The 26,471-nt window shown below is 65.0% G+C and carries 26 protein-coding genes; 13 read left to right on the plus strand and 13 right to left on the minus strand.

What is annotated here, in order from left to right; translation table 11 throughout:
- The first annotated feature begins 4 nt into the window (after positions 1 to 4).
- From ACVW16_RS17280 to ACVW16_RS17295, 4 genes are all read left to right on the plus strand, one after another.
- Positions 5 to 862: an FkbM family methyltransferase gene (locus ACVW16_RS17280; protein ID WP_456700346.1), complete on the plus strand. Its 858-nt coding sequence runs from the start codon at positions 5 to 7 to the stop codon at positions 860 to 862.
- A 16-nt stretch (positions 863 to 878) separates the two neighbouring features.
- Entirely contained in the window at positions 879 to 1,265 is a 387-nt protein-coding gene (locus ACVW16_RS17285) for a VOC family protein (protein ID WP_456700347.1), read from the plus strand.
- Between the two features lie 74 nt (positions 1,266 to 1,339).
- On the plus strand, positions 1,340 to 1,582 hold the full coding sequence (locus tag ACVW16_RS17290) for a hypothetical protein (protein ID WP_456700348.1): 243 nt from the start codon (positions 1,340 to 1,342) through the stop codon (positions 1,580 to 1,582).
- Between the two features lie 171 nt (positions 1,583 to 1,753).
- On the plus strand, positions 1,754 to 3,847 hold the full coding sequence (locus tag ACVW16_RS17295; protein WP_456736864.1) for an OmpA family protein: 2,094 nt from the start codon (positions 1,754 to 1,756) through the stop codon (positions 3,845 to 3,847).
- Between the two features lie 72 nt (positions 3,848 to 3,919).
- Here ACVW16_RS17295 and argG read toward each other — a convergent pair whose 3' ends face one another.
- The 6 genes from argG to ACVW16_RS17325 all read right to left on the minus strand — a co-directional run bounded on the left by argG (position 3,920) and on the right by ACVW16_RS17325 (position 9,798).
- A complete protein-coding gene (argG, locus tag ACVW16_RS17300; RefSeq protein ID WP_456736863.1) occupies positions 3,920 to 5,257 on the minus strand; it encodes an argininosuccinate synthase in 1,338 nt (445 codons plus the stop codon).
- A 92-nt stretch (positions 5,258 to 5,349) separates the two neighbouring features.
- Positions 5,350 to 6,126 (minus strand): phosphatase PAP2 family protein, encoded by a 777-nt coding sequence (locus ACVW16_RS17305; RefSeq protein ID WP_456700351.1) that lies wholly within the window; start codon positions 6,124 to 6,126, stop codon positions 5,350 to 5,352.
- Between the two features lie 78 nt (positions 6,127 to 6,204).
- Positions 6,205 to 6,699 carry a hypothetical protein gene (locus ACVW16_RS17310; RefSeq protein WP_456705116.1) on the minus strand — a complete coding sequence of 165 codons (495 nt, stop codon included), beginning with the start codon at positions 6,697 to 6,699 and terminating at the stop codon, positions 6,205 to 6,207.
- Positions 6,700 to 6,832: 133 nt separating this feature from the next.
- Positions 6,833 to 8,035: a 23S rRNA (adenine(2503)-C(2))-methyltransferase RlmN gene (rlmN, locus tag ACVW16_RS17315; RefSeq protein ID WP_456700352.1), complete on the minus strand. Its 1,203-nt coding sequence runs from the start codon at positions 8,033 to 8,035 to the stop codon at positions 6,833 to 6,835.
- Positions 8,036 to 8,216: 181 nt separating this feature from the next.
- The gene (locus ACVW16_RS17320) at positions 8,217 to 8,843 is read right to left on the minus strand and encodes an invasion associated locus B family protein (RefSeq protein WP_456700353.1); all 627 of its coding nucleotides are present in this window, start codon (positions 8,841 to 8,843) and stop codon (positions 8,217 to 8,219) included.
- 115 nt (positions 8,844 to 8,958) lie between these two features.
- Positions 8,959 to 9,798 (minus strand): SDR family oxidoreductase, encoded by an 840-nt coding sequence (locus ACVW16_RS17325; protein WP_456700354.1) that lies wholly within the window; start codon positions 9,796 to 9,798, stop codon positions 8,959 to 8,961.
- Positions 9,799 to 10,017: 219 nt separating this feature from the next.
- Between ACVW16_RS17325 and ACVW16_RS17330 the strand changes: the two genes are divergently transcribed.
- The 3 genes from ACVW16_RS17330 (at position 10,018) to ACVW16_RS17340 (ending at position 13,342) form a co-directional block, all read left to right on the plus strand.
- Positions 10,018 to 10,992, plus strand: a complete 975-nt coding sequence (locus tag ACVW16_RS17330; protein ID WP_456736862.1) for an NADPH:quinone oxidoreductase family protein — start codon at positions 10,018 to 10,020, stop codon at positions 10,990 to 10,992.
- A 311-nt stretch (positions 10,993 to 11,303) separates the two neighbouring features.
- Entirely contained in the window at positions 11,304 to 12,170 is an 867-nt protein-coding gene (locus ACVW16_RS17335; protein ID WP_456736861.1) for a hypothetical protein, read from the plus strand.
- 17 nt (positions 12,171 to 12,187) lie between these two features.
- Positions 12,188 to 13,342 (plus strand): TAXI family TRAP transporter solute-binding subunit, encoded by a 1,155-nt coding sequence (locus ACVW16_RS17340; protein ID WP_456736860.1) that lies wholly within the window; start codon positions 12,188 to 12,190, stop codon positions 13,340 to 13,342.
- 12 nt (positions 13,343 to 13,354) lie between these two features.
- Here the strand turns inward: ACVW16_RS17340 and ACVW16_RS17345 are convergent, their stop codons facing one another.
- Positions 13,355 to 13,738, minus strand: a complete 384-nt coding sequence (locus ACVW16_RS17345) for a YkvA family protein (RefSeq protein ID WP_456700358.1) — start codon at positions 13,736 to 13,738, stop codon at positions 13,355 to 13,357.
- Positions 13,739 to 13,827: 89 nt separating this feature from the next.
- Positions 13,828 to 14,133 carry a 4a-hydroxytetrahydrobiopterin dehydratase gene (locus ACVW16_RS17350; RefSeq protein WP_456700359.1) on the minus strand — a complete coding sequence of 102 codons (306 nt, stop codon included), beginning with the start codon at positions 14,131 to 14,133 and terminating at the stop codon, positions 13,828 to 13,830.
- A gap of 140 nt (positions 14,134 to 14,273) precedes the next feature.
- On the opposite strand from ACVW16_RS17350, the gene ACVW16_RS17355 reads away from it, so the two are divergent.
- Positions 14,274 to 15,719, plus strand: coding sequence for a TAXI family TRAP transporter solute-binding subunit (locus ACVW16_RS17355; RefSeq protein WP_456736859.1), 1,446 nt, complete (start codon positions 14,274 to 14,276; stop codon positions 15,717 to 15,719).
- Positions 15,720 to 15,897: 178 nt separating this feature from the next.
- Positions 15,898 to 17,445: an alkaline phosphatase D family protein gene (locus tag ACVW16_RS17360; RefSeq protein WP_456736858.1), complete on the plus strand. Its 1,548-nt coding sequence runs from the start codon at positions 15,898 to 15,900 to the stop codon at positions 17,443 to 17,445.
- A 6-nt stretch (positions 17,446 to 17,451) separates the two neighbouring features.
- Here the strand turns inward: ACVW16_RS17360 and ACVW16_RS17365 are convergent, their stop codons facing one another.
- Complete coding sequence (locus ACVW16_RS17365) at positions 17,452 to 17,835, minus strand: response regulator (RefSeq protein ID WP_456736857.1); 384 nt, start codon at positions 17,833 to 17,835, stop codon at positions 17,452 to 17,454.
- A 185-nt stretch (positions 17,836 to 18,020) separates the two neighbouring features.
- Between ACVW16_RS17365 and ACVW16_RS17370 the strand changes: the two genes are divergently transcribed.
- The 3 genes from ACVW16_RS17370 to ACVW16_RS17380 all read left to right on the plus strand — a co-directional run bounded on the left by ACVW16_RS17370 (position 18,021) and on the right by ACVW16_RS17380 (position 22,316).
- Positions 18,021 to 18,797, plus strand: coding sequence for a Crp/Fnr family transcriptional regulator (locus ACVW16_RS17370; protein WP_456736856.1), 777 nt, complete (start codon positions 18,021 to 18,023; stop codon positions 18,795 to 18,797).
- A 285-nt stretch (positions 18,798 to 19,082) separates the two neighbouring features.
- On the plus strand, positions 19,083 to 20,909 hold the full coding sequence (gene typA / locus ACVW16_RS17375; RefSeq protein ID WP_092232650.1) for a translational GTPase TypA: 1,827 nt from the start codon (positions 19,083 to 19,085) through the stop codon (positions 20,907 to 20,909).
- A 162-nt stretch (positions 20,910 to 21,071) separates the two neighbouring features.
- Positions 21,072 to 22,316 carry a flavin monoamine oxidase family protein gene (locus tag ACVW16_RS17380; RefSeq protein ID WP_456736855.1) on the plus strand — a complete coding sequence of 415 codons (1,245 nt, stop codon included), beginning with the start codon at positions 21,072 to 21,074 and terminating at the stop codon, positions 22,314 to 22,316.
- 107 nt (positions 22,317 to 22,423) lie between these two features.
- Here the strand turns inward: ACVW16_RS17380 and ACVW16_RS17385 are convergent, their stop codons facing one another.
- The 4 genes from ACVW16_RS17385 to ACVW16_RS17400 are packed head-to-tail and all read right to left on the minus strand — an operon-like array spanning position 22,424 to position 25,583.
- The gene (locus tag ACVW16_RS17385; protein WP_456700365.1) at positions 22,424 to 22,831 is read right to left on the minus strand and encodes a thiol-disulfide oxidoreductase DCC family protein; all 408 of its coding nucleotides are present in this window, start codon (positions 22,829 to 22,831) and stop codon (positions 22,424 to 22,426) included.
- 60 nt (positions 22,832 to 22,891) lie between these two features.
- On the minus strand, positions 22,892 to 24,211 hold the full coding sequence (locus ACVW16_RS17390) for an SDR family oxidoreductase (protein WP_456736854.1): 1,320 nt from the start codon (positions 24,209 to 24,211) through the stop codon (positions 22,892 to 22,894).
- Positions 24,212 to 24,219: 8 nt separating this feature from the next.
- Positions 24,220 to 24,687: a DUF2269 family protein gene (locus ACVW16_RS17395; RefSeq protein WP_456700367.1), complete on the minus strand. Its 468-nt coding sequence runs from the start codon at positions 24,685 to 24,687 to the stop codon at positions 24,220 to 24,222.
- On the minus strand, positions 24,684 to 25,583 hold the full coding sequence (locus ACVW16_RS17400) for a dienelactone hydrolase family protein (protein WP_456736853.1): 900 nt from the start codon (positions 25,581 to 25,583) through the stop codon (positions 24,684 to 24,686). The genes ACVW16_RS17395 and ACVW16_RS17400 overlap by 4 nt, the downstream gene beginning before the upstream one ends.
- A gap of 266 nt (positions 25,584 to 25,849) precedes the next feature.
- Between ACVW16_RS17400 and ACVW16_RS17405 the strand changes: the two genes are divergently transcribed.
- On the plus strand, positions 25,850 to 26,359 hold the full coding sequence (locus ACVW16_RS17405; protein ID WP_456700369.1) for an N-acetyltransferase family protein: 510 nt from the start codon (positions 25,850 to 25,852) through the stop codon (positions 26,357 to 26,359).
- The last annotated feature ends 112 nt before the right edge of the window (positions 26,360 to 26,471 follow it).

Raw genomic sequence — 26,471 nt, forward strand, 5'->3', positions numbered from 1 at the left:
GGCTATGCATGCGCCGCCTGCAACGAGGACCGCCTGCTTGACGCCCGACACCGCCCTTTCGACCGCGCCGTTCGGCGCGTTTGCGCCGACCGCCGCGCAGGCTGCGATTATCGGTCTTGTGCAGCGATCGCGGCTGAAGCGCGGTGCATTTCGGCCCTGGATGTCGCGGCTGGTCGATCTGCTGCGCGGCGGCCCTGTGGATGTGCAATATCAGGGCGCCTCGTTCCGCTTCTATCACCAGGGCAGCGCCACCGAACGCGGCGCGCTGTTCAACCCGGACTACAACATCGACGAGCTCGACTTCCTGCGCCAGCATACGGCGGTCGGCGGCACGTTCGTCGATGTCGGCGCCAATGTCGGCACCTTCGCGCTGGTGATGGCGCGGCACGTCGGCACCGATGGCAAGGTGGTCGCGATCGAGCCGCATCCGCTGACCTTTGGGCGGCTCTCGTTCAACCATGCCGCATCCAAGGCAACACAGGTGCGCCTGGTGCAGGCCGCCGCGGGCGACAGCGACGGCGAGCTGATGATCGAAAGCGGCGGCGGCAATCTCGGCGCCACGCATGTCGTCACTGGCGCGGCCGGCGCTGATGCCATCAAGGTGCCATCGCTGCGGCTCACGCGCATCCTCGACGAGGCCGGCGTCACACGGGTCGATTCGCTCAAGATCGACGTCGAGGGCTTTGAAGACCGGGTGCTGATCGGATTCTTCCGCGATGCGCGACAAGCGCTGTGGCCGCGCGCGGTGGTGATCGAGCATCTGTCACAGAACGAATGGCAGCAAGATTGCATTGCTGACATGGTTGCTCGCGGCTTTACGATCGCGCGCAAGACGAGAAGCAATACGTTCCTGTCGCGCTGAACAACAGAGGCTGGCGATGATCGACCATCTGGGCTTTCCCGTCTCCGACTACGAGCGCGCCAAGTCGTTCTACACCGAAGCGCTGGCGCCGCTCGGTTACAGCCTGATCATGGAGGTCACGCAGGAGCAGACCGGCCACGATCGGGCCGCAGGCTTCGGCGCCGACGGCAAGCCGGATTTCTGGATCGGCGGCGAAGGCGCGCTGAACAAGCCGGTGCATGTCGCAATATCGGCTAAAGATCGCAGCACCGTCGATGCGTTCTACAAGGCTGCCATGGCCGCCGGTGGGCGCGACAACGGCCCCCCCGGCATCCGCCCTCACTATCACGCGAACTATTACGGCGCCTTCGTGCTCGATCCTGACGGCCACAACATCGAGGCGGTTTGTCACGCGCCGGAATAGAACGGGCGGGATGCGGGAACATCGGCCCGACATCCTCGTTGTCGTCCTTCTGACAACTGACCTTGATGATGCCGATGCCGATTGAACCGCCCGAGATACCGCCATCGACACCCGGCACGCCGACCGAGCCGCCGCCTGGAATCCCGCCCGGCAATCCGCAGCCTGAAATCACGCCACCCGTGCACGAGCCCGGCGAATCACCTCGGCCCGATGAATTGCCGGGGCGCAGGCCCGACGAGATTCCTTCGCGCGGACCGAACGGGCCGCTCACGCCGAATCCCGCGACGGATGCCAATTCGTCGCAGGGTCACATGTGACGCGATTGCAAGCTGGGTCTGAATGCGCAATGAACGTTGCTTGCGTGACATGATCTGCATGCAGAAATAAATCGCGACGCAATGTCTTTGCCCGCCACAATCCGGCCTAACGCGTAGCTGTTCATCATCCCACTTCACTCCGCCAAAGAACCTTCCGGGGAATTTCACGACATGACCAATCTTCGCTTCGTGCTGCTTGCCACGACGGCTCTGACCGCGATGCAATTCGCAAGCTCCGCATCGCATGCGCAAAGCGCACCGCTCGTCGTCGCGCAGGCTCAGCCTCAAGAGACCGGCCCTGACGGAAAGCCGAAGCAGCCTCCGAAGGAAGCGCCAAAGGGAGCACCGCCCGCGCATCCGACCGCGCCGCCGCCTGCCGCGCCCAAGGCACCCAGCGCAGCTCCGCCGGCAGCTGCACCGCCGCATCCGCCCGCCGCACCTCCGCCGGCCGCGGCGCCGTCACGCCCGACGCCGCCACCCCCGCCGCCCGCGACCCATCAGGCACCGCCCCCGCCACCGCCTGCAGCACCCAAGCCGCCGACGCCCCCGGCTGCGGCGCCGCAGCAGCATGCACCGACACCACCGCCGCCCCCGGCCGCAGCGCCGCAGCAGCATGCACCGACACCGCCGCCGCCCCCGGCCGCAGCTCCGCAGCAGCATGCACCGACACCGCCGCCTCCGGCCGCAGCGCCGCAGCAGCATGCACCGACACCGCCGCCGCCTCCGGCAGCGACTCCGCGGCAGCACGCTCCTGTTGCACCCGCCCCCGCGCCGACTGCGACACCGGTGCGTCCGGCTGCGACGCCAACGCCTCCGCCGCCCCCCATTACGCCGCCGGCCGGGTCCCGGCCGCTGCCCAACGCAGCGCCCGCCCCGACGCCAACGACCTCTCCGACGCCCGCAGCTCGTCCGGCACCATCTCCGGCGCCCACGCCATCGGCAACGCCGGCACCTGGCGCCACGCCCCCCGGACGTCCTGGCGCTCCGCCGGCTGCCGGAGCACCGGCTCCAGGCGCAACCCCGGCTCCGTCGGCAACGCAGGCTCCCGGACGTCAGGGTGCAACGCCTGGCGCGCCCGCCGCAGGCACTCCGCCGGTGGCGCCGCAGGCCGGTGCCGTGCAGCGTCCTCCGGCGCCGCCGCAGGGCGCCGCGGCGCCGACCGTCGTTCCTGCCACGCCAGCCGCAGCACCGCCGCCCGACAAGGCGCAGTACGCGCCGCCGACGGTTGCTCCGGCCTTCCGCGCCGCGCCAGCCGTCGCAGCGCCGCTGCCGCCGCCGCCGCGTCCGCAGCAGCGAGACCTGACGCCGCTTGCGTTCGGTGCGGGCGTGGTGGCCGGTGCCGTGATCGGCGCCACCATCGCCGACTATCGCAACCAGCGGCAGGAGGTCGTCGAAGACGGCCGCACCGTCTACACCGAGCCCGATCGCATCATCGTGCGCGACCCGAGTGGGCAGGAATATGTCCGCGGCAACGATCTCTATCGCTTCCGTTACGGCGCCCGCGATATCCGCACCGAGACCGTCGGCGGCGAAACCCGCACGGTCGTGATCCGTCCTGACGGTACCGAAATCATCACGGTGGTCGGTCCGGACGGAAGCTTGATGCGCCGCATCCGCAGGGATCAGCGCGGGCGTGAGATCGTGATCATCGACAACACCTACCGCGATCCGCGGGCGGTCGGCGGCTTCTATGTCGACGTGCCGCCGCCGGTGGTCAGCATCCCCTACGATCGCTACATCGTCGACGCGCAGGAAGCATCGCCGGACGTGATCTACGAGACCATGCGGGCCCCGCCGGTGCAGCGGATCGATCGGCGCTACTCGCTCGACGAGATCCGCTACTCGCCGAATGTTCGCATGCAGATGCCGAGCATCGACGTCAACACGATCAACTTCGCGACGGGATCATGGGCCATTCCGCCGGACCAGGCGGCGCGGCTGCAGGTGATCGCCGACGGCATCAACCAGGCGATCCAGGCCAATCCGCAGGAAGTGTTCCTGATCGAGGGCCACACCGATGCGGTCGGCAACGACGTCGACAATCTGTCGCTGTCGGATCGCCGGGCGCAGGCCGCGGCCGAATTGCTGACCCAGCAGTTCGGCGTGCCCGCGGAGAACCTGACATCGCAGGGCTACGGCAAGCAGTACCTGAAGGAGCAGACCGACGGGCCGAGCGTGATCAACCGGCGCGTCACCGTCCGCCGCATCACCCCGCTGCTCAATGGCGGCCAAGCCAACGCGGCACCGCCTCCGCCGCGGCAATAAGACCATCGCAGAAAAGAAAATGGCCGGGAGCGATCCCGGCCATTTTTTTGTTTTGCCTCGACAGCGAGGGCACTAACCCTTGTCGCTCTCGAGCCGGAAAATCTGCGAGCCCTCGCTCCCCGACAGCAGGCCGGCCTTGGAATAGAGACCGAGCTTGGTGCGCGTGTCGGCGATGTCGAGATTGCGCATGGTGAGCTGGCCGATGCGATGCTCCGGCGTGAACGGCGCGTCCTCCACCTTCTCCATGCTGAGCCTTTCAGGTGCGTAGGTCAGGTTCGGGCTCTCGGTGTTCATGATCGAATAATCGTTGCCGCGGCGCAGCTCCAGCGTGACCTCGCCGGTGACGGCCCGCGCAACCCAGCGCTGCGCCGTCTCGCGCAGCATCAAGGCCTGCGAGTCGAACCAGCGGCCCTGATAGAGCAGACGTCCGAGTCGCATGCCGCTGATGCGGTACTGCTCGATGGTGTCCTCGTTGTGAATGCCGGTGACGAGCCGCTCATAGGCGATGTGCAGCAGCGCCATGCCCGGCGCTTCGTAGATGCCGCGGCTCTTGGCCTCGATGATGCGGTTCTCGATCTGGTCGCTCATGCCGAGGCCGTGGCGGCCGCCGATGGCATTGGCTTCGAGGAACAGCGCGACCGGATCAGAGAAGGTCTTGCCGTTCAGCGCGGTGGGCTGGCCTTCCTCGAAACGCACGACGACCGTCTCGGCCTTCACGACGCAATCCTCGCGCCAGAACGGCGCGCCCATGATCGGGTTGACGATCTTGATGCCGCTGTCGAGGCTTTCGAGATCCTTCGCTTCATGCGTGGCGCCGAGCAGATTGCTGTCGGTCGAATACGCCTTCTCGGCGCTCATCTTGTAGGCAAAACCCTGCGCGGTCATGAACGCCGACATTTCAGCGCGACCGCCGAGCTCGTCGATGAACTGCTGGTCGAGCCAGGGCTTGTAGATGCGCAGGGATGGATTGGTCAGCAGGCCGTAGCGATAGAAGCGCTCGATGTCGTTGCCCTTGAAGGTCGAGCCGTCGCCCCAGATGTTGACGCCGTCTTGCTTCATCGCCGCGACCAGCATCGTCCCGGTGACCGCGCGGCCGAGCGGGGTGGTGTTGAAATAGGTGATGCCGCCGGTCGAGATGTGGAAGGCGCCCGACTGGATCGCGGCGATGCCCTCGTGCACGAGCTGCGTGCGGCAATCGACCAGCACGGCCTTCTCCGCGCCGAAGGCTTCCGCCTTGCGCGGGATCTCGTTGTAGTCGGCCTCGTCGGGCTGGCCGAGATTGGCGGTATAGGCGTAGCAGCGTGCGCCCCTCTGCTTCATCCAGAGCAGCGCCGCAGAGGTGTCGAGGCCGCCCGAAAATGCGATGCCGACTTTCTCACCCTTGGGCAGGCTTTTCAGGATCGTGGTCATGGGGCTTCCAATCGGGTCTTGGGGGCTGATGAGGGGCTTGGTTTGACCGCGCGAATATCAAATTTCGCCCGGATCGGCACGCTTTTAATGGCTCAAACCGACGCCGCCGGGCCGGTCTTACGGCCGAACAGGCGCTTGCGGAGCCGGTAGGCGGGCATGTTCAGCCGGGTCAGCGCCGCATCGACCGCCGCGTCGGAAAACCGGGTCCGGGGCCAGCGGTAGATCAGGGCGTAGCCGAACCAGATCACGACGAAGGTGACGAGCCCGGCGGTTGCGACGTCGGTGAAGAAGTGGCCGCCGAAGGCCATGCGGAGGCCGCTGGTCACGGCGCCGAACACCAGCGCGCCGGCGTAGGCCAGCGGCCGCCATGCCGGCGGCGCCAGCGCGGCGGGCGCCAGCGTCCAGAACGCGGTCGCGCCTTCGCCGGAGAAGAACGAGCAATTGCGCGCGCAATCGCCGCGCGGATCCCACCACGCCACGAACTGCTGTTCGCCGGCAAATTCGGTCACCACCACCGGCCGCGGCCGGCCCCAATAGGTCTTGAAGGTGAGATTGGTGAGGATAACGGCCGACAGGATGATCGTGGCCAGCAGGAAAACGATCGCGCGTCCTGACACCATCAGAGGACGATCGGGCCAGATCATCTTGACCACGAGCGCCACCAGCGACGGCAGCACACACGCCCAGGACACCCACATCGCAGCGTCACGCGCGACGCCGGCCCAGTCGTTCAGCTTGAGCGGAAAGGTCTTTGTCTGGGGATCGAAGAACAGCGCCGCGAGCTTGAGATCGAGCTCGGGATAGAGCCCAAAAACGACGCCGATCACCAGCCACAAAGCGAGAGCGATAAAGAGTCCAGTCCGGTTCATGGCGCGCGGTTTAGCGGAGTGGGACCGCGATGAAAACCCCAACGAAGCTGCCATACTCCCCCCGGGAGGGTAAGAAAGTCACCGCGCCTCCGGCCGCGAATTCGACGGCAGCGGCGGAGGCGGGTTGCGCGGGGGCCGCGGGATGCGCCAGGCGCCGGCGTTGCGGCCGGCGATCAGCCAGTAGACGACGCCGGCGACGATGCCCGCGCCGGTCATGATTTCCAGATGCCGACGCACGATGCCCTCGAACTGCAAGGTGTCCGGGTCAAACGGGATGAGGCCGAGATAGCAAGCGAGTCCGACCAGGCCGCCGCCGACCGCATAGGCCAGCGCGCTGCGGATGTAGAGCGCCTCGGTGATCGCGACGATCACCGCCGCCGGCACCAGTGCGAAGCCCGACACGAAGATGAAGCCGAAGCCGAGCAGGATGTCGATCGCGCCCTGGTCGACGGGACCGGCGCCGAGATCGGAGAATTCCGGAAACAGCAGCGCGCCGACGACGATCGTGCCGCCGACGAAACAGGCGGCGAGGAAGCCGATGAAGATGACGACGAGGCGGCCGATCAGGGACATGGTGCGAAAGCCGACCCAGGCGGCATTGCGAGGCGCGCGGCGACGAAGCAATCCAGACCGTTTCCGCAGTGACAGACTGGATTGCTTCGCTTCGCTGGAAATGACGAGGGTGCGAGAGCGCGGGCGCGCATCGTCAATCCGTCATCGCCATGGCGCGGAGCGCCTGGCGCTCGCGCGCGCTGAGCTTTTCCGTCTCCGACTTGAGCTGACCGCAGGCGGCGAGGATGTCGCGGCCACGCGGGGTGCGCACCGGCGAGGAATAGCCGGCGTTGAAGATGTATTCGGAGAATTTTTCGATCTGGTCCCAGTCCGAGCATTCATAGGCCGTGCCGGGCCAGGGGTTGAACGGGATCAGATTGATCTTGGCGTGAATGCCCTTGAGCAGCTTCACCAGCAGCTTGGCATCGTCGAGCGAATCGTTGACGCCCTTGAGCATCACATATTCGAAGGTGATGCGGCGCGCATTCGAAGCGCCGGGATAGTCGCGGCAGGCCTGCAGCAGCTCCTTGATCGGATATTTGCGGTTGAGCGGCACCAGCTCGTTGCGCAGCTCGTCGCGCACCGCATGCAGCGAGATCGCGAGCATGACGCCGATCTCCTCGCCGGCGCGCACGATGTTCGGTACCACGCCTGAGGTCGACAGTGTGATGCGGCGGCGGGAGATGCCGATGCCTTCATTGTCGCCGACGATGAGCAGCGCATCGCGCACCGCATCGAAATTGTAGAGCGGCTCGCCCATCCCCATCATTACGATGTTGGTGACGCGGCGCGTGCCGTCCTCGCGATCGGCCCAATCGTTCAGGCGATCGCGCGCCACCATGATCTGACCGACGATCTCGCCGGCGGTGAGGTTGCGCACCAGGCGCTGGGTGCCGGTGTGGCAGAACGAGCAATTCAGCGTGCAGCCGACCTGGGAGGACACGCACAGCGTGCCGCGATCGGTCTCGGGGATGTAGACGCACTCGACTTCATGGGCGCGCTCGACATTGTCGCCGCTCGGCAGCCGCAGCAGCCATTTGCGAGTGCCGTCGTTGGAGATCTGCTCGGCCACGACTTCGGGACGGTCGACGGTGAAATGCTCGGCGAGCTCGGCGCGAATCCCCTTCGAGATCGACGTCATGTCGTCAAAACTCTCGGCGCCGCGGAAATAAAGCCAGTGCCACAGCTGTTGCACGCGCATCTTGCGCTGCGCGGGTGCAACGCCGATCTCGCCGAGGCGGTCAGCAAGCTCGGTGCGCGACAGGCCGATCAGCGACGGCTTGGCCGGCGGCACATAGGTTTCGAGCGGAGTCTTCTCCACCAGGATTGCGTCGCGCGGCTCGGTCGTCGGTTGCATGGGTTGCCTGATTAGTTGATGTCTCGTCATGCTCGGGCTTGTCCCGGGCATCCTCGTTCTCTTCCGCCTGTGGCTAGCGCGTGGCTGGCCGGGACAAGCCCGGGCGATGACGGCGAAAAATGGGAACCGCCCCTATATAGCAACCGGAACCGCCGATTGCGACCATGGCTATTACGCAGCCTTACCGCCGACAATCCTGTGCGATCTTGTCGAGCGCCTGGGCGAGGCCCTTCAGCGAGAATGTGTCGGTCGTCTCCGTTCCCTTGGCCGAGACGCCCTTGACGACCAGATCGGCCGATTTGCGCATGGCGTCGACCATCCGCTCCTCCTCGGCCGCATTCTTGATCCAGAGGCCGTCGCCTTGCGTGTACATCGCGAAGGACGCGCCGCCGACCTCGACAGTCGATTCCGAGCCCGGCTTCAGCGCGTAGCCGATCATGACCGAGACTTCGTTGTTCACCTTCTCGGCCGGACGGGTCGACACGAAGGCATAGGCGGGATCGCGCGGCCGGTTCGGTGGGTTGGTCTTCGACGAGGAGGGTTTTGCCAGCGCGAAGCAGACCTTCTTGCCGTTGGGCGTCGCGGAATAGGCGCCCCAGGTGCCGAACTGGCCAATCAGCGTCGGCTCTGCGCCACCCGCCACTGCAGCGGCAGGGCCCGCCGTCTTGCTCTCGGGCTTGGCTGCCGTCTTGGCGGCTGGCTTTGTCGCGGCCTTGGGCGCCGGTTGCGCCGGTTGCGCCCGTGCGGAATCGGTGATTCCGCCGACCGCCACGCCAGTCATCAAAGCTAAAATCAGCACCCGCCACATGCTGGAGTGGTTCCCTCAATATTGTGACTGGAAGATGGCCCGGACGCGCTTTGTCCAGGACTCTGGGATAACCGGGAAAGTCTAATTTGGGAAGGCAGTTAGCGGGTGAGCGCGACTAGCTTTTCGTCCGCGCGGCACGCTGCTCGGCCCATCGCGCCGCAGTCCATTGCAGCAGGTCCTCGGCGCCGGAACTGCGCAAATGCGCACCGCCGTCGATCACCACCATCTCGCCATTGATATAGCCGGCGCGGTCCGAAACCAGGAAGCTGGCCAGGTCGGCGAGCTCGCTGTGCTCACCGGTGCGTCCCAGCGGGTTGCGCGCGGTCCAGCCTTCGTCACGGCCTTCGGGGCGGAGCTGCCCCGATGCGCCCGATGTGGGGAACGGCCCCGGCGCGATCGCAACGCTGCGGATGCCCTTGGGGCCCCACTCCACCGCCAGGCTTTTGGTCATCGCCAGCACAGCCGACTTCGCCATCGCGGAAGGAACGGTGAAGGCGCGGCCGGTGATGGTGGAGGTCGAGAGGATCGAGAGCACGACGCCGTTGTGCTTGCCATCGATCCAGCGCCTGCCGGCGGCGAGCGTGCAATACATCGCGCCATGCAGCGTCGGTGCCAGGATCGCATCGGCCGCGCGGAACGACAGATGCTCAGTCTGCGCGATGAAGGTTGCGGCAGCGTTGTTGACGAGGATATCGAGCGGCGCCTCGCGCCAGATCGCATCCATCATCGCGTCGACAGCGGCACCGTCTCGAACATCGCACGCTGTTGTCGTCACCTTGCCGCCGGTTTCTTTGCGCATCTCGCTCGCGGTTGCTTCGAGACGATCGAGCTTGCGCCCGCAGATCACGAGCTCGGCGCCGAGCGCGAGAAAGCGGCGCCCCATTGCGGCCCCAAGGCCCGAGCCACCACCGGTGACGAGGATACGCTTGTTCTGGAGCAAACCTGTTTCAAACATCGTTCGAATCCCTTTCTCCGCCGGTTCGTCACTGCGAGCGAAGCGACGCAATCCAGGCTATTTCCGCAGGGCGGATTCTGAATGGCTTCGCTTCGCTCGCAAGGACGCAAGGATAGGCTTTCCCACGACTCGAGACAAAGAATCCGGATTGTCCGGCCGCGGTAAATCCGGCAGAAACGGGCCAGCCACGACTCCACTCGAAACGCTTCAGGTGCCGCCATGAAAGCCATCCTCTGCTCGCAATATTGCCAGCCCGACGATCTCGTGCTCGCCGACGTGCCGGATCCGGTGGCCGGTCCCGGCGAAGCCGTGATCGCGATCAAGGCGGCGGCGCTGAATTTCTTCGACATCCTGATGATTCAGGGCAAGTACCAGATCAAGCCGCCGTTCCCGTTCTCGCCAGCCGCGGAGGTTGCCGGCGTGATCGAGAGCATCGGGCCCGGCGTCACGGATCTCAAGGTCGGCGATCGCGTCGTCGCCTCCTGCGGCCACAACGGTGCGCGCGAGAAGATCGCGCTGCCGGCGGCAGGGATCGTGAAGATTCCCGACAATCTCGATTACGATCGCGCGGCCGGCATCATCATCATCTACGGCACCGCGCTGCATGCGCTGGAGGATCGCGCGAGCCCGAAGCCGGGCGAGACGCTCGCGGTGCTGGGTGCCGCCGGCGGTACCGGCCTTGCGGCCTGCGAGCTCGGCAAGCTGATGGGCCTGAAGGTGATCGCTTGCGCCTCGTCGGACGAGAAGCTCGAATTCGCCAAAGCACACGGCGCCGAGCTGACGCTGAACTACGCCAAGGAAGACCTGAAGGAAGGCTTGCGAAAACTCACCGGCGGCAAGGGCGTCGATATCATCTTCGATCCGGTGGGTGGCGCGTATGCCGAACAGGCATTGCGCTCGATCGCCTGGGAAGGCCGCTTCCTGGTGATCGGCTTTGCCGCCGGCGATATTCCGAAGATGCCGCTGAACCTCGCGCTGCTGAAGGGCTGCGACATCAGAGGCGTGTTCTGGGGCGCCTGGACCCGGCAGAATCCGGAGAAGAACCGCGCCAATCTCGAGAAGCTCGTGAAGTGGACGGCGGAAGGCAAGATCTCCTCGCATGTCGACCGCACGTTCCCGCTGGCGCAGACCGCCGACGCAATGAAAGTGCTGGCGGGACGCCAGGCCATGGGCAAGGTGATCCTGCATCCGTGAGGACGCAGGCGGTGCCGCCACATAGGCAACCGCATCGCGGGAATCACCGGCGTCGCTGAAGCTACGCCGGCGTTTTCGCGCAGCGCCGTCTGGTTGAGCCTTTCTCAACCATCACCGTCAAAATTGCGGTGCATTCGCCCGCTTCGCCCGAATCAAACCAAACTATTTCCTGATTCGCGCAAACCGCCGTCGTTTTTTGGGCTGATTCGAACGGCGTTTTACCGGTTCCGTTTGCGGGACACTTCTGGACAAAAGCAAGAAGACTGAAGCCGGGAATGCCCCTGCGTTGCGTTGGTAAGGGGAGCATCACCATGGAGACGACGGCACATCGCCCGTCGACGGAGTCGACGGCGCTCGACTCCCATCGAGCAGCATCACATTCACCGACCGCGTCCTTTATCCGGGCGCGGGCCGCACGGGCCGATCTATCGCAGGACGATCCAATCCCACTCTTCCTGTCCGATCCGCTCGGTGCGCCGGACCCACGCGAATATGCGCCGATCGAGGTGCGCTCCAGACTGATCCCGCGAGTTCTCGGGGCAGTCCTGGCGGCATCCACGGTGGCTGTTCTGGCCGTGCTGTTTCAGTCCGAGATTCACGGCCTCTTTGCCGCCAATGCCGCAAACTGGATCGGTATCGCGGCGGACCAGGCCATGGCGTCGACCCATGCGCCCGCCGTACCGCAGACGGCGGGCAAGGAGCCGGAGCGCGAGAGCGATACGAGGCTGGCGAATGCCGACACGCAGGATCTTCCTGCGCCGTCAACGCCGAGCCGCGAAGCGATAGCGACCGCCTATCAAAGCGCGCTACAGGCGCAGGCACCAGCGCCTGTGGCGGCCGCAGCTGCCGCACCACCCGAGCCACCTTCACCCGCCAACCGGCTTCCGCCTGCCAGGACACTCGACGCGGACACGCTGGCGGGGCTGATGGCGCGCGCCAGGAGCCTGATGACCGTCGGCGACATCGCCGCGGCGCGGCTCCTGCTCGAACGCGCGGCCGATGCACAGGATGCGACGGCGGCGTTCGTGCTGGCGCAGACCTATGATCCCGCCGTGCTGGGCACCAAGGACACGCGGAGCATCACTGCGGACGCCGCAGCCGCGCGCGACTGGTACCGGAAAGCCGAGCAGCTTGGATCGGCGGAGGCGAAGCAGCGCCTCACCCAACTTCAGAACTAGATCTAGCAGGGGACATCATGCGTAACACTTTGAAGATGGCGCTTGCCGCCGTCTTGACGATCTGTGCCTTCGCGGCACGCGCCGAGCAGACCGAATACGATCCGGCCAAGGTCTCGGACAGCTTGAAAGCCATCTTCCAGTTCGGCTCGAACTCGACCAAGCAGGCGCTGAACGCCAACACCGTCACGCTGATAACCGGCACGATCGGCGGCACTTACGTGCAATTCGGCGCCGACCTCGCCTCCGTCCTCGACGACGGCAACAAGATCCGCGTGCTGCCGATCGTCGGCCGCGGCTCGGTGCAGAGCGTTGCCGACATCCTGTTCCTGCAAGGCGTCGATCTCGGCATCGTGCGCGCCGACACGCTCGACTATCTCGAGCGCAAGGGCTTCGCCAAGGACATCAAGAAGCAGTTCACCTATGTGTCCAAGCTCTACAATGAAGAGATGCAGGTGATCGCGCCGAAATCGGTCGCCACCCTCAAGGACCTCGAAGGCAAGACGGTGAGCGTCGACCTGCCCAACGGCGGCACCTTCGTCACCGCACTCACCGTGTTCGAGCGGCTCGGGATCAAGGCGAAATTCGTCTATATCGAGCAGCGTATCGCGATGGAGAAGCTGAAGGCTGGAGAGATCGACGCCGTCGTCGTGGTCGGCGGCAAGCCGTACAAGTCGGTCTCGACCTTCAGCAATGACGGACGCTTTCATCTTGCCGGCGTCGACTATGCAAAGGCGCTCCAGAGCGACTATCTGCCGGCGACGCTGACGCCCAAGGACTACCCGAACCTGATCAAGGACGGCGAGAGCGTGGACACGATCGCGGTGCCGGCGGTGCTTGCCGCGTATAATTGGGCGCCGAACACCGAGCGCTATCGCAAGCTCGCGCTGTTCGTGGACGCGTTCTTCACCAAATTCCCCGCGCTCCAGAACCCGCCCTTCCATCCCAAATGGAAGGAGGTCTCGCTTGCGGCGCCGCTCGCCGGCTGGAACAGACTGCCGGTGGCGCAGCAATGGCTTGACCGGCATGGTATCGAGCCGGTGACGCGGGAGCGCTTCGAGGCCTTTCTGAAGCAGAGCCCGGCAGCTGCGAAGGTGTCCGACGCAGAAAGGGAGACGCTGTTCAAGCAATTCCAGGCCTGGGACGCCGAGAAAGCACGGGCGGAGAAGAAGTAGCGAGCCCTCCTGTTATTGCGCGGCGTCCGTCGCTTCCACACCGCGCTTCAGTGCGGCGCGCGCGGCCTGCCGATGCTCCGACGTGATGTGGCTCGCGACCATGCGGATGGCGGTCGCGAGCACGGCGGCATCGTCGGTGAAGCCGAGCACCGGCATCACGTCTGGAATGAAGTCGAACGGCAGGATGAAATAGGCAATCGCGCCCAGCAGCGATGCCTGCACATGGCGCGGCGTCTGCCGGTCGAACGCGCAATAATAGGCGGCGAGCAGATCTTCCGCGAACGGCAGATGCGCGGCGACGCGCTTCAGCTTGCTCCAGAAGCGGCGGCGCACGCTGTCACGATCCTCCGCGAGCCGATCGGCCGGCTCGAAGCCGACGCTGTGTTCGGCAGCCATGTCTGGAAAACTCCCCTTCAACCGGACGCGGCGGATCGCCGCATCGTGTGCTGATCAGGACATGGGGATGCGAATCCTGCCTGCAAGTGTCAGCCTGATACCGGCTTAGCGATGGCATTCATCGCCGTGGCAAGCTCGATGTCGAGCTTGGTGACGCCGCCCGCATCATGGGTCGACAGCACCACCTCGACCGTCTTGTAGACATTGCGCCATTCCGGATGGTGATCCATCTTCTCGGCCACCAGCGCCGCGCGGGTCATGAAGCCGAAGGCCTCGTTGAAATCCTTGAAGACAAAGGTTTTTCCGATGGCATCGCGGCCCTGGACCTCGGTCCAGCCCGGGATACCGCCCAGTGCCTGCTTGCGTGTGTCCGCCGATAGCCGTCCTGCCATCATCGTCCTCCGTCCTTCAGGGGAACTTTACCCTAACACCGTGCCTATGGCCCGGGTTCGGATCGATCCGCTAACCATGACGCAGATGTAACCCCGCCGGACAAGAAATTTGCTACAATTGCGGGTGCAAATCGCCGGCCGAGATGAGACTGAGCCTGAAGCGCCTGTTTGGGAGATCGATGACCGGGGATTCAAACCTGGCCGAAACGCCCTCTCCGCCTTCGCCGCGATCCGCGGCGCGGAAGACGGCGCTCGTGTCTCTGGCGCTGGTGCTCGCCATCGTCGGCGCGCTGGCCGGCGGCTATTATTTCGCGATGCGACCGGTGACGCTGAAGATTGCGGTCGGTCCCGCCAACAGCGACGACGTCAAGGTGGTGCAGGCGCTCACGCAGGCCTTCGCGCAGAGCAAGGGCTTCGTGCGGCTGCGCCCGATCCAGACCGACGGCGCCACCGCCAGCGCGGAGCAACTCGCCGAAGGCAAGGCCGATCTTGCGATCGTGCGCGGCGATCTCGATGTCCCCAAGAACGCGCAAGCGGTCGCCACGCTGCGCAAGAACGTCGCGGTGCTCTGGTCAGTGCCCGGCAAGGGCAAGAAGAAGGGCGCGAAGATCACCAAGATCGCCCAGCTCGCCGGCCATCGCATCGGCGTGATCGGCCGCACCCAGGCCAATGTCAGCCTGCTCAAGGTGATCCTGCAGCAATATGGCGTCGATCCCACCAAGGTCGAGATCGTGCAATTCCCGGCGAGCGAAGCCGCCGAAGCGATCAAGAGCCAGAAGGCCGACGTCTATCTCGCGGCCGGCCCGGTCAACAGCAAGATCACGGCGGATGCGATCGCGGCCTCCGCCAAGGATGGCGGCTCGCCGACCTTCATCGCGATCGATTCGGCTGACGCGATCGCGCAGAACCATCCGGTCTATGAAGCCTCGGAGATTCCTGCCGGCACTTACGGCGGGTCTCCCGATCGTCCCGATGACGAGGTCAAGACCATCAGCTTCTCGCACCACATCGTGGCGCGCAAAGGCCTGTCGGAGACCACGGTCGCAGCCTTCACCCGGCAGCTCTTCGCCGTGCGCCAGCAATTGCTGACCGAATTCCCGCAAGCCGCGAAGATCGAAACGCCCGATACCGACAAGGACGCGGTGATCCCCGTGCATCCGGGCGCCGCGGCCTTCGTCGATGGCGAGGAGAAGACCTTCCTCGACAAATACAGCGATTACATCTGGTGGAGCCTGATGGCGCTCTCGGCCACCGGCTCGATCGGCGCCTGGTTCGCCGGCTATCTGAAGAAGGACGAGCGCGACAACAACAGCCATTTGCGCGAGCGCCTGCTCGACATGCTCGCCGCGGCCCGCAAGAGCGAGACCACCGAGGACCTCGACCAGATGCAGGCCGAAGCCGACGACATCCTGCGCGACACGCTGCGCTGCTACGATCACGGGGCGATCGAGGAAGGCGCGCTGACCGCCTTCAACATTGCGCTCGACCAATTCCACGCGGCGGTTGCCGACCGCAAGGCCGTGTTGATCGCCTTGCCGCAGAACCTGCAGCGCACCGGCGCGCAATTCCGGGCCGCCGGCAACGCATAAACGCGCGCGCTTGTAATCGCCGCGTCACATTCTCTCAATATAGCTCCCGCTGTCATTCCGGGATGGTCCGAAGGACCAGACCTCAGGTGCGCAATTGCGCACCGGGGAATCTCGAGCTTCGGGATTCGCGCTTCGCGCGCTCCGGAATGACGGCGCAAGACAATGAGCCAGCGAGCCCATGAAGATCAAATTCTCCCGCCGTCGTTTCCTCACCACCAGCGCCGGTGCACTCGGCGCCATCGCGATGCCGCATCTGTCGCGCGCCGCCGACCGCCCTGCGGTGACCCATGGCGTACAGTCCGGCGACATCACCGTCGATGGCGGCGTGGTCTGGGCGCGCACCGACCGGCCGGCGCAAATGCTGGTGGATGTGGCGACGACTGATACCTTCAAGGACGCCCGCGCGCTGCCGCCCATCGCGGCGCTGCCCGAGAGCGACTTCACCGCGAAGATGCTGGTGGACAATCTCCCTGCCGGACAGGACATCTTCTACCGCGTCCGCTTCCGCGATCTCTCCCACACCGCGATCGAAGGCGAGCCGGTAGTCGGCCGCTTCCGCACCGCGCCGGCCGACCGCCGCGACGTCAGCTTCGTCTGGGGCGGCGACGTCGCAGGCCAGGGCTGGGGCATTAATCCCGATGACGGCGGCATGTTCACCTTCTCGGCGATGCGCAAGCACCGCCCGGACTTCTTCCTGCATTCCGGCGACACCATCTACGCCGACGGCGTGATCCCCTCCGAGGTCAAGCTTGCCGACGGCAAGGTCTGGAAGAACGTCACGATCCCCGAAAAAGCCAAGGTCGCGGAGACGCTGGACGAGTACCGCGCCGCGCACAAATACAATTTCACCGACGACAATGTCCGTGCCTTCAATGCCGAGGTGCCGATCTTCGTGCAGTGGGACGATCACGAGGTGACCAACAACTGGTCGCTCTCGAAGGACCTGCCCTCGACCTACAAGGTGCGCGACATCTCGCTGCTCGCCGCGCGCGCGGGCCGCGCCTTCCACGAGATGTATCCGATGCGCGAGAGCATCAATGAGCCGGGCCGGGTCTATCGCAAGATCTCCTACGGCCCGCATCTCGACGTCTTCATCCTCGACGAGCGCAGCTATCGCGGCCCGAACGGCGCCAATCTCGAGGCGGATTACGGCCCCGCCAGCTATTTCCTCGGCCCCGAGCAGATGGCCTGGCTGAAGCGCGAACTGCTCAATTCGCGTGCGACCTGGAAGGTGATCGCCTCCGACATGCCGCTCAGCCTGATCGTCTACGACGACGCCACCAACAAGAAGGGCTCGGAAGCATTCGCCCAAGGCGATGGCCCGGCGCGCGGCCGCGAGCTCGAGATCGCCGACATCCTTCGCTTCATCAAGATGGCGCCGATCAAGAATACGGTGTGGCTGACGGCGGACGTGCACTACGCCGCCGCGCATTATTACGATCCGAACAAGGCGCAATTCCAGGATTTCGAGCCGTTCTGGGAATTCGTCTCGGGTCCGCTGCATGCCGGCACGTTCGGTCCGAACGAGCTCGACAATACGTTTGGTCCGGAGGTGCGCTTCGTCAAGGCACCGGGCAACGACAAGCAGAACCTGCCGCCGTCCGCGGGCATGCAGTTCTTCGGCCACGTCAAGATCGATGGCGCGTCCGGCCAGATGACCGTGACCTTGCGCGACCGCGCCGATGTCGCGCTGTGGTCGACCACGCTCGATCCGAAATTCGCCTGAGCCGACTTAGCCGCCGCGCGTCTGCAACGCTGCCTCCAGCGCATCGCTGGAGCACGGCTTTTGCAGCCGCGGGCGCGCGGCGAACTGCGCGGGAATGCTGGTCTCCGCGCCGTAGCCGGTGACGAAGACGTAGGGAATTTTCAGCGCCCCGAGCCGCTCGGCGATCGCGAAGCTTGTTTCGCGGATCAGAGAGACGTCGAGCAGCGCAAAATCGGGCGCGCGCCTCGCGATCGCATCCAAGGCCTGCGCGACCGTGCCCACGGTGCGGACGCTTCTCACGCCAAAACCGAGCAGGCGATCCTCGAAATCGATGGCGATGATCGGATCGTCCTCGACGATCAGCACATCAGCGGGAATGTCGGCCGCACCGTCCGGGGAAGCAGGTATCATGATCGTGTCTATTGAGGGCTGCATGGTATTACCGGTCAGGACAGCCTCAGGCCGACGCCTGCGCCCAGCGCATCGGAGGGTTCCCGGAACGAAACTCACCACAGAACAGTTTTCACGTCTGTTCACATGTGCACACAGGCCGTGGGCGGAACTCGCTACTGTGAGGAGGAGGACGGGAGTTCACGATGGATGCGCGTATCAGCAAGGCAAGCGAGGTCGAGAGCCGCCCCGCCAACAATCTTCTGCGGCGGCTGAGCCCGGCCGATTATGCGCTGATCGCATCCTATGTCACCGTTGACGAGGCCGGCGCGAACCATCTGCTCTACAGCCCCGGCGACGATGTCCAGGTCGTGCACTTTCCCTGCGGGCCGTCGCTCGCCACGTTCCTGGTCCCGAACGAAGACGGGCGCGACGTCGAGACCATTCTGGTCGGCCGCGAAGGCGCCGTCGGCGGCATCGTCAGCGAAGGATTTCTGCCCGCCTATACCCGCATCTGCGTCAAGTTCGGCGGGCCATTTGCGCACATTCACGTCGGCAGACTGGAGGCGGCCAAGGCGCGCTCGCCGTCACTGCGCAATATCTTCGCCCGGTACGCCGACTGCATGCTGGCGCAGATTTTCCAGTCGACCGCCTGCAACGCGATCCACTCGATCGAGCAGCGCACGGCCAAATGGATCATCGCGGCGATGGAGCGGACCGGCGACGAAAGCAGCGTGCCACTGACGCATGAGCAGCTCGCCACCTTGCTCGGGGTCGGGCGCAGCTATGCCAGCCGCGTGCTGCAATCGTTCAAGGCCGAAGGCGTGCTCGACACCAGGCGCGGCTCGATCCTGGTCCGCAATCATGACGGCCTGCGCCTGCGCGCCTGCCTGTGCAACGACGCCGTGAAGCTGCATTTCGAGGAGGTGCTGCGGGGGGTCTATCCGAGCGAGGAGGCGAACAGCAGTCCGGCGCAGGGCTGACGTCCGGGCACCCGCCGCGGCCGGTTCAGGGCCCAAACCGTCCTTAAGACCCGGGAATTCCCGGGCAAAATTCAATCAACCAATCCCGAAAGAACGCATTGTTTTTTGGCGGTTTTTGCTTATATTGCGCCGCAAACGTATGGAGTGCCCGGTCGATCTGGCCGGGCTTCCTTTTTGGGTGTAATAGGCCCCGTTTTCCACGTTTCAGCGTTGTCCGTGAAGAGGTCCCGGCTTGACCGGCGAGATCGCGCTTAACCCATTGTCCGACCGCAAAGAAGCTCACTCATGAACCTCCGTAACGTCGCCATCATCGCCCACGTCGACCATGGCAAGACGACCCTCGTCGACAAGCTCCTCCAACAGTCCGGTACGTTCCGCGAGAACCAGAAGGTGACGGATCGCGCGATGGACTCCAACGATCTGGAGCGTGAGCGCGGCATCACCATTCTGGCCAAGGCGGCCTCGGTGCAGTGGAAGGACACCCGCATCAACATCGTCGACACGCCCGGCCACGCCGATTTCGGCGGCGAGGTCGAGCGCATCCTGAACATGGTGGATGGCGCCCTGGTGCTGGTCGACGCGGCTGAAGGTCCGTTGCCGCAGACCAAATTCGTGGTCTCCAAGGCGCTCAAGGTCGGCCTCAAGCCGATCGTCGTCATCAACAAGGTCGACCGCCCGGACGCGCGTCCGACCGAAGTCATCAACGAGGTGTTCGACCTGTTCGCGGCGCTCGACGCCAGCGAGGAGCAGCTCGATTTCCCGATCCTGTATGGGTCGGCCAAGCAGGGCTGGATGGCCGAGAGCCCCGAGGGTCCGCAGGACAAGGGCATGGAGCCGCTGTTCGACCTGGTGCTGCGCCACGTCGCCCCGCCGAAGGTCGAGGAAGGTCCGTTCCGCATGATCGGCACCATTCTGGAGGCCAACCCCTATCTCGGCCGCATCATCACCGGCCGCATCTCGTCAGGCGTGCTCAAGCCGAACCAGCAGGTCAAGGTGCTGCATGCCGACGGCAAGCTGGTCGAGACCGGGCGCATCACCAAGATCCTGGCGTTCCGCGGCCTCGAGCGCACGCCGCTCGACGAAGCCGAAGCCGGCGACATCGTCGCGATTGCGGGCCTCACCAAAGGCACTGTCGCCGACACCTTCTGCGATCCGACCGTCGAGGTGCCGCTGCCCGCGCAGCCGATCGATCCGCCGACCGTGTCGATGTCGTTCATCGTCAACAACTCCCCGCTCGCCGGCACCGAAGGCGACAAGGTGACGAGCCGCATGATCCGCGACCGTCTGCTGCGCGAAGCCGAAGGCAACGTCGCATTGCGCGTGGTCGAGGCCGCCGACAAGGATGCGATGGAAGTGTCCGGCCGCGGCGAATTGCAGCTCGCGATCCTGATCGAGACCATGCGTCGCGAGGGCTTCGAGCTTTCGGTGTCGCGCCCGCGCGTCGTCTACCAGAAGGACGAAGCGACCGGCGCCACCATGGAGCCGATCGAGGAGGTCGTGATCGACGTCGACGAGGAGCATTCCGGCGTCGTCGTGCAGAAGATGAGCGAGCGCAAGTCCGAGTTGATCGAGATGAAGCCCTCGGGCGGCAACCGCCAGCGGCTGGTGTTCTACTCGCCGACCCGCGGCCTGATCGGCTACCAGGGCGAACTGCTGACCGATACCCGCGGCACCGCGATCATGAACCGCCTGTTCCACGGCTATGCCCCCTACAAGGGCGAGATCCAGGGCCGCCGCAATGGCGTGCTGATCTCCAACGACCAGGGCGAAGCGGTGGCATACGCCATGTTCAAGCTGGAAGACCGCGGCCCGATGATGATCGAGCCGGGCTGGAAGGTCTACAAGGGCATGATCGTCGGCGAGCACACCCGCGACAACGATCTCGAGATCAACGTGCTCAAGGGCAAGCAGCTCACCAACATCCGCACGACCTCGAAGGACGAAGCCGTGCGCCTGACCCCGCCGATCCGCATGACGCTGGAAAAGGCGCTCGCCTATATCGAGGACGACGAGCTCGTCGAGGTCACCCCGAAGTCGATCCGCCTGCGCAAGAAGCACCTCGACCCGAACGAGCGCAAGCGCGCCGAAAAGGCCAAGGAAGCGGTGGCGTAAAAGCCGGGTCATCACCGTCATTCCCCGCGCAGGCGGGGAATCCAGTACGCCGCGGCCTCTCTGTACTTCACAACCGTCTCTGCAATACTGGATCACCCGCTTTCGCGGGTGATGACATCTCGTTTTGTGGTGGCGCCTCAGCGAACGTGCTAGAGCCCACCCATGTCCTTGCCTTCCTCCGTTGACGTCGCAATCATCGGCGCCGGTGCAGCCGGCCTCGGCGCGGCACATGCGCTGGAAGGCTCCGGGCTGTCCGTGATCGTACTGGAGGCGCGCAACCGCCTCGGCGGCCGCGCCTGGACCGTGCAGGCCTCGCCTGAGGTCACCTTCGACGTCGGCTGCGGCTGGCTTCATTCAGCGGACAGGAACTCCTTCGTCGCGATCGCGCGAAAACTCGGCTTCGAGCTCAACAAGGACCTGCCGCCCTGGCGCGAGCGCGCCTATGGCAATGCGTTTCCGCAGGAGCTCCGCGACGATTTCATGCGCGCGATGGACGCGTTCTACGAGCGACTGTGGCAGTCCGCGCAAAAGGGCAAGGACGAGCCCGCGAGCCGCAGCCTCGAACCCGGCAATCGCTGGAATCCGATGATCGACGCGATCTCGACCTACATCAACGGCTGCGAACTCGAGGACATGTCGACGCTCGACTGGGACGCCTATGAGGACAGCGAGCTCAACTGGCGCGTCCGCCGCGGCTATGGCGCGCTGATCGCCGCCTATGGCGCGCCCGGCCCGGTCGCGCTGAACTGCAATGTCGCGCTGATCGACCATTCCGGCAAGCACGTCCGCCTTGAGACATCCCTGGGCAGGCTCACCGCCGACAAGGTGATCGTCACCGTGCCGACCAACCTCATCGCCGAGGAAGCGATCCGCTTCTCACCACCCCTTCCCGCCAAGGTCGATGCCGCCGCCGGCCTGCCGCTCGGCCTCGACGACAAGGTGACACTCGCGCTCGACGGCGCCGAGGCCTTCCCGAAAGAAGGCAATCTACGCGGCGCCACCATGCGCACCGGAATGGGCACCTATCACATCCGCCCGTTCGGCCAACCCTGCATCGAAGGTTTTTTCGGCGGCAGCTTTGCTCGCCAGCTCGAAGATGCAGGCGAAGGCGCCATCGCCGCGCACAGCATCGACGAGATCGCAGGCTTCCTCGGCAACGAGATCCGCAGCAAGCTGAAGCCGCTATATGAGTCGCGCTGGGGCCATGACCCGTTTGCGCGAGGGTCCTACTCGCACGCGCTGCCGGGACGTGCGGGGGACCGCGCGGTGCTGGCTGCGCCGGTCGATGGGCGATTGTTCTTTGCGGGTGAAGCGACGTCGCCGAATTTCTTCACGACGGCCCATGGGGCGCGGGACAGCGGAGAACGGGCGGCGGAGGAAGTGCTGGCGATTGTCGGCAAGCCATGACCACTTACTCCGTCATTGCGAGCGCAGCGAAGCAATCCCAGACTGGCAGGCGGTAACAGCCTGGATTGCTTCGTCGCTTCGCTCCTCGCAAGAACAGGGAGGCACCACTACTCGATCACACGCGCGCGCAAATCGGCATCCGGCACGAAGCACGCATCATACTTGCCGAAGATGCGATAGCGGTTGCGCGCGATGAGGCCGTAGACGGGGTCGCGCAGCGGCTTCGGCACGGCCAACAGAGCGCGCGCCCAACCCCAGCCGGGAAGCAGCGACAGCACCGTCAGCGCTGCATCGGACTTCATGAACGCCTCGCCGTCATGGACGACGGCATTGGTGTCGGGGTCATCGGGGTCGATGCCGAACGTGCGCGCGAGCCTCGCCCCATAATCCGACTGGATCGGCGTGAAGCGAAACTGCTTCGCCGTGTCGCGCTGTGCGACGAAGCGCACCCAGCGCGAGCAGAAGATGCAGACGCCGTCGAACAGGATGACATCGTCATCAGGCCATTTTGGCATCAGATCCTCTTTTTGGCGCGTATTCTTCACGCGAAACGGTATCCACTTGGCTCGAAAACGCTATCGATTATCCAGCATCAGAAGCGCCATCAGCATCAGCACGATCGCCGGTCCTGTCTTCACCAGCGCGCCGAGCGGCTCGATCCAGAGATCCGGCGTCAGGATCGCCGCGCCGCACATATAGCCGAGTGAGGCGACGATGCCCGCAATCAGGCCGATTGCAGCGGTGCGGCGGAAGGCGATCAGCACGCCGATGCTCATGTCGATCAGGCTGGCACCTGTCGTGATGGGATCGACCAGCGGCGCCGGAAAGCCGTGCGTAGCCAGGATGCCGGTGGCGGCACGGTAGGACACGAACAGCGCGATGACGCCGGAGACGAGCCAGAACGCGACCAGGCTTGCGAAGATCAATGCCTTGACCAGGAACAGCCGCGCGAACCATTTGTCCTGAATGGTGGCGGGATGGCGCCCGATCGTTTCTGCGAGCGTCTTCGGCGTGATGCCTGACGCGGCGATCCACGCCGAGGGATCACCGGTGACACCGCGGCGCAACTCGGCGATCGCCGTAGAGCGCATCGGCGGCATCCAGCCGAGAGTGTTTGCGAGATCGCCGATCCCGGCACCGAGATCGAGCATGAGAGCCGGCATCGCGATGCGCGGCCAACCGGCTGTGCCGAACGCGTGGCGAAACTGCTTGACGACGCCGGCCATGGTGATCGGCTCGGATTGCATCAGATCCCAGCTGACCGCTTTCATGGACGCATCGTCGATGTCGCGCGCGGCGAGCCAGGCGATGGTCGCCGAAATATCCTCGACCGCGACAGGCTGGAATGGTGTCGCCATCTCCTTGTCCGGCAAGTCGAACGGGAAGGCGGCGAGCGCGCGCAGCATGGCGCTGCCGCCATAGGCTGACGGTGCCACGACGAAGCCGGGCCGCAGGATCGCGTGAGCAAAGCCCGAAGCCGCGATCAGCCGCTCGGCCTCGCGCTTGGTGGTGGCGAACGCGGTGCGATCGGTTTCGGCTGTTCCGGGAATCGAGATGTGCACCAGCCGGATCGCGCGGCCGCTCTCGGCGATGGCTTGAAGCAGCCGTGCGACAAAATCGCGATGAACGGCGCTGGTGTCGCTCCCGGGACCATCCTGGAGCACGCCGAGGCAGTTCACGACGAGATCAACCGCATGCTCCTTCAGCAAGGCGGTCAGGGCGGCCGCGCCGAGCGACAGGATCGGCAACTCGATATCGAGCGCGCTCATTCTCTGTGCCGGTGACAGGCTGCGTGCGAGACCAACCACGCGAAGGCCGCGCTCGCGCAAATCGTCAATGACATAGCGGCCGATCAGACCCGAGGCGCCGAGCACCAAGATGGTTCGAGAGCTCATGACATCTTTCAAGACGGTTTTGCGATCATGAGCCAGAGGATCGCCATCGTCGCGCCGAAGCCGGGGAAGCCGAACGCGAACCAGCGACGGAACAGGACGGAGTAGCGCGCGGGCAGCGCGGTGCGCTGATCTGCGGCCTTGCGCGCGAGATCGCGCATCTCGATCTGCATGAAGACGACGGGAATCCAAAACAGGCCCGCGATCGCGTAAAGCGCGAGCGAGACGACGATCCAGCGTTCCGCGATCGACGTGGATGAGAGCATCATCAGCAACCCGCCCGTGACCGGCTGCAGGATCACCGCCGACAGCGTGAAGATCGCATCCGCAATCACGACCAGCGACGCCGTGCGGGCGATGAAGTCCGGGTTATCAGTGCGATGGGCCATCAGCATGAAGAAGGCGATACCGGTCCCGGTGCCGAGGATGACGATGGCGCCGAGCACGTGCAGATATTTGACCAGGAAATACAGCGTCATGGCGTTCTGGTCGCCACAGGTCTTGGCAGGTTCAGCGCACGCGTCAGTTGGCTGCTTGCAGCCTCGACGCCCGCCTCGGTCTCGATCATCCAATGCCCCTCGCTGCCGGCGGCCGGCAGCATATGAAAATCGTCCTTGCCGCCGCCGCTGCGAAATGCATCCGCCAGGGCCTTCGAAAAGGCCGGCGCAAAATAGCTGTCATTGGCTGCAACCAGCGAGGTGACGGGAATGCGCGCAGACTTGCCGAACTCGGCAGCGGCGGCGAGAAGCGTATGCGGCGCGCAGACCTTGTTCGGCTCGTCATTGGCGTGACCACCGCGCCCGGGCGCAAACACCGCGATCGCCGAGATCGCTTTCGGATCGGCATTCGCAAGCGCCAGTGCACCCCATCCACCGGCGGAATGGCCGAGCACGATAGCGGCGTCCTTGCGAATGAAATCCTGCTTTTGCAGATAATCCAGCGCGAGCGAAATTTCCTCTGCGGTGGCGCGGCCCGCGCGCGCGTAGTCCGCCTCGTCGCAGCCGCCCTGGTCCTCGACATATCGGCCACCGGTCGCACCATGGCCGAGGCGCTCCGGCACCAGCACGGCAAAGCCGCGCGCGACGAGAAACGCTGCGAGCGCGCGGTATTCCGGCTGCGGCATTTGCGCACGACGCAGCACGTTCTGCGTCGAGGCATGAGCGATCACCGCGAGCCGGAACGGACCACGACCAAGGGGGCGAAACAGCAGCGCACGCGCAGCGATGTCGGCTTCCGGTGACGGCACGCGCCATTCCTGGCGACGAAGCGGCTCGCCCTCTGCTCCCGATGCGCCAAACGCCTCCTGAGCGCGCAGAGGCGGCGCCGTCAGCAAGGCCAGCACAAGCAGAGGGGTAAGAGACTTGAAGAACCGCATGAATTGCCGAGAGCGAACACCGATGACGCGGGCCAGATTAATCCGAACGAATCACTCCGGGCGGAATTTCTGCATTGCAATCATGCTTCATTGGTTGCGGCCGCGGAGTTTTGCACCGGCACATGGCGACCCGGCGCTGTTCGAAAAGACGTCTTGTCTTTTTTCGGTACAGCATGGTCAAAATACTGATGCAGAAAGTCCACAGGTTAACCGATAATTAACGATAGGACTTGCCGCCGGCGCGGCGACTTGGTTTGATCCCCTTCATGAGCACAACCCTGATCGAGGTCCGGCCGGCGAAAGCTGCCGATGCAGCTGCGGTGGCGTCCACCCATGACGAAGCCTGGCGTTCCGCCTATCAGGGCATCATTCCCGGCGCCGAGCTGGAGAAGCTGATCAATCGTCGCGGTCCACAGTGGTGGGACAGCGCGATCCGCAAGGGCAGCCGCGTCAGCGTGCTCGTGTTCGGCGACAAGATCGCAGGCTACGCCAATTACGGCCGCAACCGCGCCCGCAGCCTGCACTTCGACGGCGAGATCTACGAGCTCTACCTGCGCCCCGAGTTTCAGGGCCTCGGTTTCGGCCGCCGCCTGTTCACGGCGGCCCGCCGCGACCTCATGCAGAGCAATCTGAAGAGCATGGTCGTGTGGGCGCTCTCGGACAATGATCCGGCGACCGAGTTCTACCGGGCGCTTGGCGGTCGCATGGTGGCGCGCTCCTCGGAGCGGTTCGGGCCGAAGGCGCTCGACAAGGTCGCCTTCGCCTGGACCAACTAAGATTTCTCCTGAGCCGCTGAAACCTTAACCGGCAGCGGGGCCCATCCGTCGATACCATCAGCCTTCTGCGCCGATGATCGCCGGATTCATTATTTCATGAAAACACGATGGA

It is taken from the genome of Bradyrhizobium sp. USDA 4474 (assembly GCF_054057515.1).

Coding starts and splice junctions, on each gene's coding strand:
- ACVW16_RS17280 (WP_456700346.1), top strand. CDS start 5: ATGCATGCGCCGCCTGCAACGAGGACCGCCTGCTTGACGCCCGACACC.
- ACVW16_RS17285 (WP_456700347.1), top strand. CDS start 879: ATGATCGACCATCTGGGCTTTCCCGTCTCCGACTACGAGCGCGCCAAG.
- ACVW16_RS17290 (WP_456700348.1), top strand. CDS start 1,340: ATGCCGATTGAACCGCCCGAGATACCGCCATCGACACCCGGCACGCCG.
- ACVW16_RS17295 (WP_456736864.1), top strand. CDS start 1,754: ATGACCAATCTTCGCTTCGTGCTGCTTGCCACGACGGCTCTGACCGCG.
- argG (WP_456736863.1), bottom strand. CDS start 5,257: ATGACCACGATCCTGAAAAGCCTGCCCAAGGGTGAGAAAGTCGGCATC.
- ACVW16_RS17305 (WP_456700351.1), bottom strand. CDS start 6,126: ATGAACCGGACTGGACTCTTTATCGCTCTCGCTTTGTGGCTGGTGATC.
- ACVW16_RS17310 (WP_456705116.1), bottom strand. CDS start 6,699: ATGTCCCTGATCGGCCGCCTCGTCGTCATCTTCATCGGCTTCCTCGCC.
- rlmN (WP_456700352.1), bottom strand. CDS start 8,035: ATGCAACCGACGACCGAGCCGCGCGACGCAATCCTGGTGGAGAAGACT.
- ACVW16_RS17320 (WP_456700353.1), bottom strand. CDS start 8,843: ATGTGGCGGGTGCTGATTTTAGCTTTGATGACTGGCGTGGCGGTCGGC.
- ACVW16_RS17325 (WP_456700354.1), bottom strand. CDS start 9,798: ATGTTTGAAACAGGTTTGCTCCAGAACAAGCGTATCCTCGTCACCGGT.
- ACVW16_RS17330 (WP_456736862.1), top strand. CDS start 10,018: ATGAAAGCCATCCTCTGCTCGCAATATTGCCAGCCCGACGATCTCGTG.
- ACVW16_RS17335 (WP_456736861.1), top strand. CDS start 11,304: ATGGAGACGACGGCACATCGCCCGTCGACGGAGTCGACGGCGCTCGAC.
- ACVW16_RS17340 (WP_456736860.1), top strand. CDS start 12,188: ATGCGTAACACTTTGAAGATGGCGCTTGCCGCCGTCTTGACGATCTGT.
- ACVW16_RS17345 (WP_456700358.1), bottom strand. CDS start 13,738: ATGGCTGCCGAACACAGCGTCGGCTTCGAGCCGGCCGATCGGCTCGCG.
- ACVW16_RS17350 (WP_456700359.1), bottom strand. CDS start 14,133: ATGATGGCAGGACGGCTATCGGCGGACACACGCAAGCAGGCACTGGGC.
- ACVW16_RS17355 (WP_456736859.1), top strand. CDS start 14,274: ATGAGACTGAGCCTGAAGCGCCTGTTTGGGAGATCGATGACCGGGGAT.
- ACVW16_RS17360 (WP_456736858.1), top strand. CDS start 15,898: ATGAAGATCAAATTCTCCCGCCGTCGTTTCCTCACCACCAGCGCCGGT.
- ACVW16_RS17365 (WP_456736857.1), bottom strand. CDS start 17,835: ATGATACCTGCTTCCCCGGACGGTGCGGCCGACATTCCCGCTGATGTG.
- ACVW16_RS17370 (WP_456736856.1), top strand. CDS start 18,021: ATGGATGCGCGTATCAGCAAGGCAAGCGAGGTCGAGAGCCGCCCCGCC.
- typA (WP_092232650.1), top strand. CDS start 19,083: ATGAACCTCCGTAACGTCGCCATCATCGCCCACGTCGACCATGGCAAG.
- ACVW16_RS17380 (WP_456736855.1), top strand. CDS start 21,072: ATGTCCTTGCCTTCCTCCGTTGACGTCGCAATCATCGGCGCCGGTGCA.
- ACVW16_RS17385 (WP_456700365.1), bottom strand. CDS start 22,831: ATGCCAAAATGGCCTGATGACGATGTCATCCTGTTCGACGGCGTCTGC.
- ACVW16_RS17390 (WP_456736854.1), bottom strand. CDS start 24,211: ATGAGCTCTCGAACCATCTTGGTGCTCGGCGCCTCGGGTCTGATCGGC.
- ACVW16_RS17395 (WP_456700367.1), bottom strand. CDS start 24,687: ATGACGCTGTATTTCCTGGTCAAATATCTGCACGTGCTCGGCGCCATC.
- ACVW16_RS17400 (WP_456736853.1), bottom strand. CDS start 25,583: ATGCGGTTCTTCAAGTCTCTTACCCCTCTGCTTGTGCTGGCCTTGCTG.
- ACVW16_RS17405 (WP_456700369.1), top strand. CDS start 25,850: ATGAGCACAACCCTGATCGAGGTCCGGCCGGCGAAAGCTGCCGATGCA.